Consider the following 14,091-nt stretch of genomic DNA (forward strand, 5'->3'; position numbering starts at 1 on the left):
TTATTAGTACCTGATACTATAATTATAGTACCATAAAACCGCTTAAAGGCAAACAAAAAAGTCATTAACATAAATTTGTTAATGACTTTTTGTTTCTATAAAAAAACGTTCTAATCCTTCTTCCCAAGAAGGCATTTGTAAAAAACCATTTAATCTTAGCATGTTATGTTGAAAGATAGAATATTTCGGCCTCGCAGCCTCCGATCCAAATTCTTCCGTTGAAACAGGTAATACATTCACATTCATATTTGCATAAGAAAATATTTTTTGTGCAAATTCAAACCAAGAACATGATCCTCTATTGGATACGTGATATGTACCGTATAAAGAAGTGTGAATGAGCTTATTAACCATCATATTTAAATCTGCCACGTACGTAGGAGAGCCAATTTGATCCGCTACAACGGTTATTTCATCTTTTTCTTTACCTAATCGCATCATCGTTTTTACAAAATTACTTCCGTATTTACCATACAGCCACGATGTACGAACGATAAAATATTTATTATGTAACTCTTTGACGAACTGTTCCCCCGCATACTTAGAGGCCCCGTATATATTTATCGGCGCTGGATTATGAAATTCACCGTACCCATCCGGTCTGGCGCCCTGAAATACATAATCGGTACTAATGTAAACTAACTTAGCCCCTACTAATTGTGAAGCAACCGCTACATTTCGAGCTCCTATTGCATTTATTAAATAAGCAAGATCTTGTTCTTTCTCAGCACGGTCCACCTTCGTATAAGCGGCACAATGAATGATTATATGTGGTCTTATCTCTTGTACCACTTGTTGAACTCGGGATATGTTTGTTACATCTAGTAACTTTTTATCAAAAGGATATATGTCATATTCTTCAGGACTTAACTCTTCTTGCAGTTGCTTTCCTAACTGACCATTTGCTCCTGTTATGATAACCCGCTCTTTCATTTTCATGCCCCTTACTTTTCTTTTAGTGGTTTCCACCATTCTATATGATTTTCATACCATTCCACTGTTTCTTTTAGCCCTTGTTCAAACGTATACTGCGGTTCCCAATCAAACTCATTCTTCATTTTGTGTGCATCAATTGCATAACGACGATCATGACCTAAACGATCTGTAACAAATTCAATATCTTTTTCTGTTTTACCTAAGAGAGTAATAATTTGTTCCACAACATCTACATTTGTTTTTTCATTATTTCCGCCTATATTATATACTTCTCCTAAACGCCCCTTATGCAAAACGATGTCAATTGCACTGCAATGATCCTTTACATGTAACCAATCTCTTACATTTAATCCATCACCATATAACGGTAGTTTTTTTCCTTCCAGCGCATTCGTAACCATTAATGGAATTAATTTTTCGGGATATTGATACGGCCCATAGTTATTGGAACAACGCGTCACTATAACTGGTAATTTATATGTTTTATAATAAGATAAAGCTATCATGTCCGCGCTCGCCTTACTTGAAGAATACGGACTATTTGGAGCTAATGGGGTTTCCTCAGTAAACTTTCCTGTTTTCCCTAAAGAACCATATACTTCATCTGTTGATACTTGTACGAGCTTAATATGCGGATACTTTTTCACTAATTCTAATAAAGTGACTGTCCCGATTACGTTTGTATCATAAAAAGGGATCGGATCTTCAATGCTACGATCTACATGTGATTCAGCTGCGAAATTTACAACTACTTGCACGTCACGTTCCTTAATAACATGTTCCAGCAGCTCTCCATTTTGAATTTCCCCTTTTACAAAAAAGTAATTCGGATGATCTTGAAGAGACTTTACGTTACTTAAATTTCCGCTATATGTTAATGCATCGAAATTTATTATTTTATATGTTTCATAGCTTTGTAACATGTAATGGACAAAGTTACTTCCAATAAATCCGGCCCCACCTGTTACTAATATGTTCATAAACAACTCTCCTACTCAAAAGCTATCTTCACATTCCTGAAGTAACGGTAATATTCGATCTTTATCAGACAAAATAGGACTTGTTACTGGCCATGGAATCGCTAATTCTTTATCGTTCCAAAGCACACCAGAGTCATGATTAGCACTATAATATTCATCTACTTTATACATAACAATAGTATGCGGGACAAGTGTACAAAAACCATGTGCAAATCCTTTTGGCACTAATAATTGCCTGTGGTTATCTGCGCTTAAAATATATCCTCTCCACTGTTTAAAGGTTGGTGAATCTCTTCGCAAATCAACGATAACATCATAGATTGCTCCTTGCATAACTTGAATAAGTTTCGTTTGTGCTTTCGGATTTTTTTGAAAGTGTAATCCGCGAATTGTTCCCGCTTCTGCTGAATAAGAAACATTATCCTGTACAAATGAATACGTAACCCCTAATGTTTCTAGCACCTTCTTATTATAACTTTCAGTAAAAAAGCCACGCTCATCTCCAAATAACCTCGGTTCTAACAATTTTGCATCGGTAAAGTTTGTTTCTATAACTTTCATATTCTCACCTATTCTCCGTTAAACTGTTTCCCAAAGTTCATATCCCGTGCTAACGTATTCGCCCTTTGAAGAGAAGCATGAGTTCCCGCATCCGTCCACCAACCGCTCATTTCATTATAAGTAAGTACCCCTCGTTTTAAATACCAATTATTGATATCTGTAATTTCAAGCTCTCCCCTTGCGGAAGGTTTTAATTCTTTTATATAAGAAAAGACTTTCGAATCATACAAATAAATTCCTGTAACTGCATAGGAACTTTTCGGCTCTTTCGGCTTTTCTTCAATTTCAATTATTTTGCGGTTTTGAATATGCGCTACACCAAACCTTTCAGGATCTTCTACAGATTGCAATAGCACTTTCGCACCTTCTTTTTGCTTTGTAAACTCTTCAACATACGGATGAATATCATCTGAAAAAATATTATCTCCTAATATAACTACCATACGATCATTTCCGACGAAATCTTCACAAAGACCTAAAGCTTGTGCAATCCCGCCCGCTTTATCTTGCACCCGATACGTAAAAGACACGCCAAATTCGTGGCCACTTCCTAAAAAGCTAACGACATCTCCCATATGCTCTTTACCTGTAATTATCATAATATCTGTAATCCCACATTGTTTTAGCTTATATACTGCATGATAAATCATTGGATACCGTCCAACAGGAAGCAAATGTTTATTCGTGACTTTCGTAATTGGATATAGTCTCGATCCAGTTCCGCCCGCTAAAATAATCCCTTTCATCCTACATCTCTCCCTTATGATGGAGATAGTATATCTTTATACTGTTCTACAAACACTTTCCGATACTTCTCGTATGTATCGGCATCAAACTCATCTCCGTTATAATGAATACACCATAAATTTGCTTGATTAGGGATACCAATTAGATAGCCAGCCTTTTGAAACTCTAAAGACTGTGAAACGTCATAAAAGTGGAATCCTTGAAATAAATCTTCTCGCCACGGAATATCATACTGTGTTGCCATGAGTAAACCATCGATTGCCTGCACTGACATAAAAGATTGATTTCCATAAAACCCTTGATCTAAATTTAATAATTGATAATTCCGTCTTCTATACTCAATCACTTTCCCCACTAAATTTTTCCCTTCCCACCATATCCCGTTACTCGGTAAAAACTGAGCACCAGCGACTCCAATTAAACCAAGTTTTTCATTTTCTTTAAAAAGAGAAATAAGATTATAAAACATATCACAATTAATAAGGTACGTGTCTTGATGTATATATACTTTATACTTTGCTGGAAATGAAAGAGCACGGTTATATGCACTTGCCATACTTTTTGCATCTCGTATCGGGAAAATTTGCACAGCATAGCCAGGGGGAACAAAAATGTTTCTTATTTGCCTCTCGCATTGCTCGAAAAGCTTTTCATTATTTACACAAACAACGACTAATATTGTGTGATCTTTCATTTTGTAGCCCCTCTATTCTTCCTTATTCACATCTGACATATAGTTTTCTACAAATACTTTTCTATATTTTTCATAGTTTGTCATATTCACATCGAAATGATAATGAATACACCAAGCATCGCGCTGTACAGGTACACCGACTGTATATCCTGCTTTTTTAAATTCAAATGATTGAGACACATCATAAAAGTCAAATCCGTCAAATAAGTCTTCTCGCCACGGGATATCATATTGTGTTGCCATTAACAAACCGTCAATACATTCAACAGGAATAAACGTCTTTGATTCATGAAATGGTTGCTCTAAACTTGCCATATAAAACAAATCGTTCATATAACCAATGACTTTCCCGACAATCCCACGCCCTTCGTTCCATATACCAGTTGGAGGAACATATTGCGATCCAACCATCCCAATCATTCCAAGATGTTCATGTTCCTCAAATAATTGAATTAATCCGTATAAAAAGGCTGCGTTTATAATAAATACATCTTGGTGTAAATACACTTTATACTTCGCTGGATGTGAAATGGCTTGATTGTATCCGCTCGTCATGCTTTTTGCATTTCGAATCGGCATGAATTGTATAGTATATCCAGGAGGTACTGCCAATTTCAATATATGTCGCGCACATTGTGCATACAATTTCCGATCATTTATACATGTAACAAATAATATTGTTTTGTCTGCCGCACTCATAATTGTGATTTTTCTGCTTCAATAATATATTGAAATACAACCGTCTCAGCCATGAAGCCACTTCCAAGACGATACTTTTTACAAATTCCATATAACTCTTCAATAAGTGGCTCATATATTTTATGATCAACATATACACGATCTACTTTACTAATTGAATATCCAGCTTTTAAAAACAGTCTTAACATTTCATTAAAAGTAAAGAAACGAATATGCGTTTTATCTAACAGACCATACTCTGTATACGTCCAGTTTCCAGCGAGTAAGGGGGCTAACACCGAGATGTGAGCAACGTTCGGTATACTAGCTAAAATCACACCATTTTGTTTGATATATGGTTTCACTTTTTCTACCACAGCCCATGGATCAAACAAATGCTCTAATACGTCACCAAATATGACGCAATCAAATTGGCCCTCCTCATACGGCATATCCATTGTCTCTATATCGCCTAAAACAACATGATCTAGCTTTTCTTTTGCTTTTTCCGCTGCTTCTGAAAATGCCTCAATTCCTGATACACGTGTACCATTTTCTTTTATAGCCGCTCCTAATGCACCGCTCGAGCAACCAATATCAAGAACTTCTTTCCATTCCTTTTTTATATGCTTCAATAAATTTGGATTCGCTGCATTATAATAAAAATCAGATTTTTCTTCATATAAAGAACTTTTTTCCCGATTCATTTCACACGCTCCTTATGTAAATTGAATTTGAAATATACATCTCATATGAACAAAATACACTTTATAACCAATACCATCCCTGCCGATACTCTAATATATAGCCAATCTATCATTATTAGAATCGTGACAAGTTATTTCCTAAAAATAGCATGCATTACACCTTATATTGTTTATCAAAAACACCTCGAAAATATTTACGGTTATACTCGATTGCAGCATTATTCGGAACATAAGAAGCTGCTAATTCATTGTAATAATAAGCTTTGTCTTGCTCCCCTAACTTGCTGTAGCAAATACACATTTGTAAATAAGGAAGCCATGTGTAGCTAGCTGGACTGTGAAACGGACTATCCTTTGCCAGCGGCACTTCCGTTGCTAATTTAAACCAAAATATCGCTTCATTATACTTTTGTTGATCCATATATATATATCCTATTCTTGTACAATTCTCTCCTCTAGGAACATCGTACCGAAACGATTTTGCACAAGCCTCAACTGCTTTCTCCCACAGTCCGAGCTTCGCATAACAATCCCCTAACTTACCACATGCATAGATTTTCTCTTCATACCATCCTTCATCTTGATTCAGAAATGTTTCATATAAAAGAACCGCATCATTGTATTTTTGATTATCCATAGATTCATTTGCATAATAAAACAAATCTCTCGGACTCAATTCTTCTCCAGCTGCTACAGCATTTTGAAAAATTTTCAAATTACGATCCGTTACTTCTTTTTCCTTTTTATGTGTAATAGCAATGTTGCTATTACAAATTTCACCGGAAACCGCTAAATACTCATGTACTTTACCAAACCATTGAAACTGTTTTTCGCGCTTTACAAGCCGATACCTTCTTGTGCAATATAAAGGCTTCCCGTTAGAGTCCATTACGAGGTGATAAGGCATCGAAACAGCATCCACATTAGAATCTAATTGGCCCTTTAATTGTTTCAATGCTTCTTGAGCATCTTCTAATAATACGTCATCTGCATCTAGCCATAATATATACTGTTGCGTCGCTTTTGAAAAAGCAAAATTTCTAGCCGCCGAAAAATCATCAATCCACTGAAAATCATATATATTAGGAGTATATTTCTCTACAATTTCTTTCGTTCGATCAACAGAACCTGTATCAACTACTACAATTTCATCAACAATTTCTTCAACCCCATCCAAACATCGAGCTATTGTCTTTTCCTCATCTCGGACTATCATACATAAACTAATTGTAATACCTTGCTTGTTCAATATAATCACCTTCTTCCAACTCAATCATATGTTATACAAACGCGAAACTTTCCACATTTTTATATTGTTCAAGTTATTTTAGATTTCTTTTCAATAATTCAAATGTCCGTGTCATTTTCTTGCGATTTTGCATCTACTATATAATGAAAGCTTTATGGAGGTGAATTTATGTCAAATAATAATTATTCAGATGGCTTAAATCCTGATGAATCATTATCAGCTAGTGCATTTGATCCTAATCTTGTAGGTCCAACTTTACCACCAATACCACCGTTTACACTTCCAACCGGGCCAACTGGACCGACTGGACCTACTGGGCCAACTGGACCGACTGGGCCGACTGGACCTACTGGGCCAACTGGACCTACTGGGCCGACTGGAGGCACTGGTACAACTGGCGCGACTGGACCTACTGGGCCGACTGGAGGTACTGGTGCAACTGGACCTACTGGGCCAACTGGATCCACTGGCGCAACTGGATCCACTGGCGCAACTGGATCCACCGGGCCGACTGGACCTACTGGGCCGACTGGACCTACTGGGCCGACTGGACCTACTGGGCCATCTGGATTAGGACTTCCAGCAGGATTGTATGCATTTAACTCTGCTACAGTTTCTTTAGCTCTTGGAATTAATGATCCTGTACCGTTTAACACGGTTGGATCTCAGTTTGGTACTGCAATTTCTCAATTGGACGCTGATACTTTCATCATAAGTGAAACTGGATTCTATAAAATTACTGTTATCGCATATACTGCAGCAGTAAGTTTATTAGGTAGCCTTGCAATTCAAGTTAATGGAGTTACTGTACCAGGTGCAGGCACAAGCTTAATCTCAGTTGGCGCACCTATCGTTATCCAAGCAATTACACAAATTACAATAACTCCATCAATGGTTGAAGCAGTTGTTACTGGAATTGGATTATCTCTAGCTCTTGGTACAAGTGCATCTATTATTATTGAGAAAATCGCTTAATCTTTTACTTAGCAGTAAAACTGATATTGGTTTTACTGCTTTTTCTATTTCGAATTCAATCATGAAATCTTTGCTATCTACATAATCATATTGTTGTATGACATTTTTCAGGAGGCATAAATATGGAAAATAAATCCGCTGTTCAGCTTTATCTCGAATTGCTAAAGAAGACAATTTTATTTGAAATATGGTTAGAATATGAGGAGTACTTACCTGCATCTCTACATATATCAAAAGAACTTCAATTCGAGCCAGTTACCGTACCACTCCCTTTATTCATTAAGCAATATGCCGAAAATCACAACTTAAAAATTGTAAAGCCAGATGTTTCAAAAAGTGAACGTCATGATGGACTGGATTGGCCAAGAGCAGCACATAGTATGATTGGCCGAGAACGTATGAATCAGTTACATGAGGCAATGGAAACCGTTGTTCGTGAAAATATAGAAGGAGATTTTATCGAAACAGGTGTATGGCGCGGAGGCTCTTGCATTTTTATGAATGGCTTTTTACAAGCCAATAACATTACGAATCGTAATATTTGGGTTGCAGATTCATTTGAAGGTTTGCCAGCACCAAATTTAGAACAATATCCGAAAGACTACGGTGATTATTTACACACATTCGATTATTTACGTGTTTCTTTAGAACAAGTACAAGAAAACTTTAGAAAATATGATTTATTAAATGATCAAGTAAAATTTTTAAAAGGCTGGTTTAAAGATACTTTACCAACAGCACCAATAGAAAAGATTGCAATTGCACGACTTGATGGGGATATGTATGAATCTACGATGGATGGTCTCGTGAACTTATACGATAAAGTTTCAACAGGTGGCTATATTATTATTGATGACTATGGACTACCAGCTTGTGCAGAAGCTGTGACGGACTTTAGAAATCAAAGAAACTTAAAAGCTCCTATTACTAAAATTGATATCTTTGGTGTATATTGGCGAAAAGAATAAGAGAAATTTTGATTATAAGGAGGTTCCATTCCTATTAATCTAATACTTGAATACATGAACCGTTTTAGGAATCTCCTTGTATGTAATAAGCGGTCACATCTTATCCTCTTTCGCTATCAAATAAAACTTTAATTTCCCCATACTCCTCGTTTTGAGGTGAGATTTGTCTGTAAATATCGAGATAATATGGATACTGTATTGGTTTGCCTTTTTACTACAAGGAAGGAGTGTATTTATGAGCGAACTTGAAAAAGAAATAAAATTACTCCCCCCTCCTGAACTCGTCCAATATGTAGGTGGCGATTTTGAAAAGGTCGGTAAAGAATTCCTAAAGCATTTCATTCAAATTGGGGCTTTAAAGTCAAACGAAAAAGTATTAGATGTAGGCTGTGGCGTCGGCCGAATGGCTGTTCCATTAATGAATTACTTAACTGATGATGGAGCGTATTATGGATTTGATTTATTTAAAGAAGGTATCACTTGGTGTAAAAATAATATTACAACTACCCGTAATAATTTTCATTTTGAACACGTTGACATATACAATCAATTTTACAATCCAGAAGGAAAAGAAGATGCCTCTCACTATAAGTTTCCATATGAAGACGCGACATTCGATTTCATCTTTTTAACTTCTGTATTTACGCACCTTCTCCCAACAGAATTAGAACATTACGTATCTGAGATTGCACGTGTATTAAAAAAAGACGGGAGATGTTTTATTACGTTCTTTTTAATAAACCCTGAGTCATCCTATTATTTAAATGCAGGACTAAGTACGTTAGGATTTTATCATCAAATTGAAAATTGTTATGTCGTAAATAAAGATATTCCTAATTTCGCAGTTGCTTATCCTGAAACAGATATTTGCGCTTTATTGAATAAATATGGCTTAGAGGTAATGAATAAACCACACTATGGTTTATGGTGCGGCCGACATGAATATACAAGTTATCAAGATATTGTTCTTACAAAAAAAAGCTTCTGAAAGGAAGTTACGTATGACAAATGAAAAAAATCTACCTCTTGTTTCCATCCTTATTCCCACCTATAATAGACCACATTATTTCAAAATCGCTTTAGAAAGTGCTTTGGCACAAACTTATCCAAACATTGAAGTTATTGTAGGAGACGATAGTACGAATGATGAAACTGAAAAATTAATGCATGAAAAATACTTACTAAACCATTCCCATATAACATATATCCGGAATAGTACTACTTTAGGACAATTCCATAATGACCTCATGCTCTTAGAACAGTCTAGTGGCGAATACATAAACTTCTTAATGGACGATGACTTATTCCATAGTAATAAAATTGAGAAAATGATGTTCTATTTCCAACAAGACTTAAATCAAAAACTCGCACTTATTACATCATATCGCACTTGGATTGATGAAAATGGAGATATAATTGAAAACCATCCCGCTGTAAATAGATTGTATAGCGAAGATACCCTGCTAAGTGGGATAGATTTTGGAAACCATATGCTTTTATCTGGACAGAATATTATTGGTGAACCTACGACTGTACTCTTTCGAAGGCGACTATTAACAGAACCTTTTGGTACTCTAAATGAAAGGAACTATTGTTGTAGTGTTGATATGGCCTCTTGGATGGGTTTACTTTCAAAAGGTGATGCATTTTATATCACTGAACCTTTAAGTTCCTTTCGCTTTCATGATGGACAGCAAGTACACCATAAATTACTTGAAGGATCTGAAGATTTTTCACATCTCGTTTTAACCTCAAAAAAGTATGGTTTCTTACAAGATTTCAATGATTATAGAACTAGTCTGCTCAAAGCCTATGAGTGGTGTATGGGTGCATTCGAGTTTTATAAACAATACCCCAATCTCATTCCAGATGCACATATACGTCTTTCTCGTTGTTTAAATATAATTATAAAAGAGCTAAATCCACGATAGCTTTGCATAAGGGAGGAGCTATTCCACTATTTATGTATGACTTTACATAAATAGTGGAATAAATGTATGGATAGTCTGCTTATATTACTTTTAGAATGACGTCATCAACATATTTACTAGGCGATAGAAAGGATTACATACAGTGAAAGATACGAATTCTCAATATCAAATAGACTACGTATTACTATTCATTTTATTTGCCATTGGGACTGTTAGTTGCTTTGCTATTGCAAGTGCGCAAACCTCTTTACCACCATTTTTACAAAATGTAAATTTTGCACTCAAGCAAATACAATGGTACTTCATTGGATTTGTCGCTATTAGTGTTATTATGATTATCGATTTCGATCGGTATCAAAAAATTGCTTGGTATTTATATAGCTTTGCAATGATATTACTTATCGGGCTAGAACTTCAGGTTCCAGGTGCCGTTACAATTAAAGGGGCTACCGCTTGGTACAGGCTCCCAGGCATCGGAAATTTTCAACCTTCAGAAATTATGAAATTATTTTTAATTATCGTCATTGGACGAATTATAGCTAATCATAACGAAAAATATTTTTTTCGAACACCTCGTGAAGATTTTATCTTACTCGGAAAAATATTCGCAACGAGTTTGCCACCGCTACTACTTATTGCAAAAGAACCTGATTTAGGAAACACAATGGTAATTTCAGCGATGCTGGCAGCAATGATACTAGTTTCCGGTATACGTTGGCGCTTTATTTTCGGATTAGTCTCCGTTATTTTCACAGCAGGTGTTACCTTAACGTATATTTATATTGCTCATACAGAATTCTTTAAGGAGTATATCTTAAAAGAATACCAATTAAACCGCTTCTATGGTTGGCTGGCCCCTTACGAATATGACGCGCAAGGCTATCAATTAAGACAAGCTTTTTTAGCTACTGGATCAGGAGAAATGCAAGGAAAAGGTTGGGAAAATGGACAAGTATACTTTCCAGAACCACATACAGATTTTATTTTCACTAATGTCGCTGAGCAATTCGGATTTTTAGGCGCAAGTGTCATTATTGCACTTTTTTTCCTACTTATTTTCCGCATGATTCATATCGCTTTAGAAAGTAATGACCCTTTCGGTAGTTACATCTGCGCTGGTACAATCGGAATGTTTACTTTTCAAGTATTTCAAAATATCGGGATGACAATCGGATTACTACCTATTACAGGAATCACATTACCCCTTATGAGCTACGGAGGAAGTTCGTTGCTTACATACATGATTGCAATTGGATTTATTTTAAACGTTCGCTCACGAACGAAAGTTTTTATGTTTAAATAAATCGTGCAAAAAACGATATTTTTATCTCTATCCTTTTTTAGTTATACTAATGAAAAATAGGCTGGAGGTTTACATATGAAATATGACATTATAGGTGACATTCATGGCTGCTTCCAAGAGTTTCAAAACTTAACGACGAAACTAGGATATAAATGGAATAGTGGCATGCCAGTTCATCCCGACGAGCGAAAGCTGGCATTCGTTGGTGATATTACAGACCGTGGCCCTCATTCATTACATATGATTGAACTTGTATGGGAACTTGTCATACATAAAAAAGAGGCTTATTACGCTCCTGGAAATCACTGTAATAAGCTGTACCGATTTTTCCTCGGACGTAATGTGACAATCGCTCACGGACTTGAAACAACTGCTGCTGAATACGAAGCACTATCTTTTCAAAAACAGCAAATCATAAAAGAAAAGTTCATCACCCTTTATGAAAATTCCCCTTTATATCACGTGCTCGATGAGAAAAGGTTAATTGTATGTCACGCTGGCATTCGGAAAGATTACATCGGAAGGCAAGATAAAAAAGTACAAACGTTTGTATTATATGGCGATATTACAGGTGAAAAACATGATGATGGCTCTCCTGTCCGTCGCGACTGGGCGAAAGAATATAAGGGCGACGCTTGGATTATATATGGACATACACCAGTAAAAGAACCTCGTTTTGTAAATCATACAGTCAATATCGATACTGGCGCTGTATTTGGAGGTAAACTAACTGGATTACGTTATCCTGAAATGGAGACCGTTTCTGTCCCTTCTTCCCTTCCTTTTGTCCCTGAGAAATTCCGCCCAATTTCATAATCCTCTCTACTTCGTACAATTCACGAATAACGAGAGATTATCATATTTTCTAGATGTATCCTATATAAATCTAGGTAAAGCAATTAAAAAAAGATGCAATAAAGTGCATCTTTTTTTAATTGCACGACATATAATGTCGCAGGAGGTGACAGAATGAAGAAAAAATCTTCTCAACAAAAAAGAAAATTCCACCCTTTATATCAGCCCATGTATGGAATTAACAACTGGTGCGGCATTCGAGCTGCAGCTATAGAAGAACTAGAAGAACAAGAGTCATCAAAAAAGAGCAAAGCTAAAACAAAATATGTCTCTTTAGAAAATGCTGTAATGAGTCGCATAATCAATCGTAGAAAAGTAAAGATGCAACAAAAAAATAAACATCTCTCTCATCACGATGAACAAATACTGCATTCTGAAGAAAAACAGGAAAATACGGAAGAGAACATTCCTGTAGCAATAAATAAAAAAATACAACCAGAAATTCCAACCGATATTATAAACCAAGTAAAAAAAATAAAAGAAGCATTAACTCCATCAAATAATATACAAACAGAAAAAACGATCATAATTCAGACTCCTGCACCTGAAAATACGAAAGTAAAAAAAGAAGGCCGATATTCACATGCAGAGGGGCTTCACTCTCATGCAGAGGGTACAGTTTCACATGCAGAAGGACTTCTTACACACGCAAAAGCAACTTGCTCCCATGCAGAAGGATCGAAAACAAAAGCAACTGGACATAGTTCGCATAGTGAAGGAAGTGAAACGACAGCAGGCGGCTCTTATTCTCACGCGGAAGGTAAACATACGATTGCTTTAGGCGAAGCAGCACACGCAGAAGGAACCGCAACTATCGCTAATGGATTCTCTTCTCATGCGGAAGGTAATCATACATCAACAGCTCATTTTGCAGGAAGCCATATTATGGGACGATTCGGCACGGCCGAAGAAGCCTATTCTTGGTTTATTGCAAATGGAACAAACGATACCGATCATAATATCGGTGCTAAATGGCTTGCTCATAATGGAGAAATGTACATTGAGGGTGCTTCTTACAATGCAGGCGGAACGGATTTTGCACAAATGTTTGAAACAGCGGACCATAAAGCTATTGATGTCGGTTATTTCGTTACATTTAGTAGCGAAGAAAAAATTCGGATAGCTACTTCAAACGATTCTTTCATTTTAGGAATATCTAGTGCAACCCCCGCTATTATAGGAAATAGTGGTGCTTTAAGTTGGCAAAAGCGCTATAAAACAGATAACTTTGGAAAGCGTCAATATGTACGTACAGAAACACAAGAAATACAACCACTTTTAAATACAGAATGGGATCCAGCTTGCAAATATATAGCAAGAAAAGACCGTTCTGGTTGGCTTCCTGTCGGATTAATTGGACAAATGTTAGTACGTGATGATGGCACTTGCGAACCGCATGGATATTGTCGTCCAAATGATGACGGCATTGCTACAAAAGCTGAAAGTGGATTTTTCGTTATTAAGCGTACGGATGATAATCAAATTTTAATATTATTCCGCTAAGAAA

Annotated in this window: 15 protein-coding genes; 7 read left to right on the plus strand and 8 right to left on the minus strand. The window is 36.2% G+C overall.

Annotated elements, in window-relative coordinates; genetic code table 11:
• Window positions 1–78: 78 nt before the first annotated feature.
• The 8 genes from rfbD to JDS92_RS03035 form a co-directional block, all read right to left on the minus strand.
• Entirely contained in the window at window positions 79–933 is an 855-nt protein-coding gene (gene rfbD / locus JDS92_RS03000; RefSeq protein WP_000664678.1) for a dTDP-4-dehydrorhamnose reductase, read from the minus strand.
• A gap of 11 nt (window positions 934–944) precedes the next feature.
• Window positions 945–1,916: a dTDP-glucose 4,6-dehydratase gene (gene rfbB, locus JDS92_RS03005; RefSeq protein WP_199631482.1), complete on the minus strand. Its 972-nt coding sequence runs from the start codon at window positions 1,914–1,916 to the stop codon at window positions 945–947.
• 15 nt (window positions 1,917–1,931) lie between these two features.
• A complete protein-coding gene (gene rfbC / locus JDS92_RS03010) occupies window positions 1,932–2,477 on the minus strand; it encodes a dTDP-4-dehydrorhamnose 3,5-epimerase (RefSeq protein WP_199631483.1) in 546 nt (181 codons plus the stop codon).
• Window positions 2,478–2,485: 8 nt separating this feature from the next.
• Window positions 2,486–3,223 (minus strand): sugar phosphate nucleotidyltransferase, encoded by a 738-nt coding sequence (locus JDS92_RS03015; protein WP_000676183.1) that lies wholly within the window; start codon window positions 3,221–3,223, stop codon window positions 2,486–2,488.
• Window positions 3,224–3,237: 14 nt separating this feature from the next.
• On the minus strand, window positions 3,238–3,918 hold the full coding sequence (locus tag JDS92_RS03020; RefSeq protein ID WP_199631484.1) for a glycosyltransferase family protein: 681 nt from the start codon (window positions 3,916–3,918) through the stop codon (window positions 3,238–3,240).
• A 12-nt stretch (window positions 3,919–3,930) separates the two neighbouring features.
• Window positions 3,931–4,617, minus strand: a complete 687-nt coding sequence (locus tag JDS92_RS03025; protein ID WP_001271193.1) for a glycosyltransferase family protein — start codon at window positions 4,615–4,617, stop codon at window positions 3,931–3,933.
• Window positions 4,614–5,303 carry a class I SAM-dependent methyltransferase gene (locus JDS92_RS03030; protein ID WP_001078421.1) on the minus strand — a complete coding sequence of 230 codons (690 nt, stop codon included), beginning with the start codon at window positions 5,301–5,303 and terminating at the stop codon, window positions 4,614–4,616. The genes JDS92_RS03025 and JDS92_RS03030 overlap by 4 nt, the downstream gene beginning before the upstream one ends.
• A 154-nt stretch (window positions 5,304–5,457) precedes the next feature.
• Window positions 5,458–6,555 (minus strand): glycosyltransferase, encoded by a 1,098-nt coding sequence (locus tag JDS92_RS03035; RefSeq protein WP_199631493.1) that lies wholly within the window; start codon window positions 6,553–6,555, stop codon window positions 5,458–5,460.
• Window positions 6,556–6,720: 165 nt separating this feature from the next.
• Here JDS92_RS03035 and JDS92_RS03040 point away from each other — a divergent pair, with 165 nt between their 5' ends.
• The 7 genes from JDS92_RS03040 to JDS92_RS03070 all read left to right on the plus strand — a co-directional run bounded on the left by JDS92_RS03040 (window position 6,721) and on the right by JDS92_RS03070 (window position 14,087).
• A complete protein-coding gene (locus tag JDS92_RS03040) occupies window positions 6,721–7,527 on the plus strand; it encodes a BclA C-terminal domain-containing protein (protein ID WP_199631485.1) in 807 nt (268 codons plus the stop codon).
• Between the two features lie 122 nt (window positions 7,528–7,649).
• Window positions 7,650–8,495 carry a TylF/MycF family methyltransferase gene (locus tag JDS92_RS03045; protein WP_000428842.1) on the plus strand — a complete coding sequence of 282 codons (846 nt, stop codon included), beginning with the start codon at window positions 7,650–7,652 and terminating at the stop codon, window positions 8,493–8,495.
• Between the two features lie 235 nt (window positions 8,496–8,730).
• The gene (locus JDS92_RS03050; protein WP_001292084.1) at window positions 8,731–9,483 is read left to right on the plus strand and encodes a class I SAM-dependent methyltransferase; all 753 of its coding nucleotides are present in this window, start codon (window positions 8,731–8,733) and stop codon (window positions 9,481–9,483) included.
• Window positions 9,484–9,496: 13 nt separating this feature from the next.
• The gene (locus tag JDS92_RS03055) at window positions 9,497–10,426 is read left to right on the plus strand and encodes a glycosyltransferase family 2 protein (protein WP_016108013.1); all 930 of its coding nucleotides are present in this window, start codon (window positions 9,497–9,499) and stop codon (window positions 10,424–10,426) included.
• Between the two features lie 142 nt (window positions 10,427–10,568).
• Entirely contained in the window at window positions 10,569–11,729 is a 1,161-nt protein-coding gene (locus JDS92_RS03060) for an FtsW/RodA/SpoVE family cell cycle protein (RefSeq protein WP_000655682.1), read from the plus strand.
• A gap of 75 nt (window positions 11,730–11,804) precedes the next feature.
• Window positions 11,805–12,545, plus strand: a complete 741-nt coding sequence (gene prpE / locus JDS92_RS03065; RefSeq protein WP_000872707.1) for a bis(5'-nucleosyl)-tetraphosphatase PrpE — start codon at window positions 11,805–11,807, stop codon at window positions 12,543–12,545.
• Between the two features lie 153 nt (window positions 12,546–12,698).
• On the plus strand, window positions 12,699–14,087 hold the full coding sequence (locus JDS92_RS03070; protein WP_098824709.1) for a peptidase G2 autoproteolytic cleavage domain-containing protein: 1,389 nt from the start codon (window positions 12,699–12,701) through the stop codon (window positions 14,085–14,087).
• Window positions 14,088–14,091 lie beyond the last annotated feature (4 nt).

This window comes from Bacillus cereus group sp. N12, from assembly GCF_016483575.1.
In the GTDB taxonomy this organism is placed as follows: domain Bacteria; phylum Bacillota; class Bacilli; order Bacillales; family Bacillaceae_G; genus Bacillus_A; species Bacillus_A toyonensis.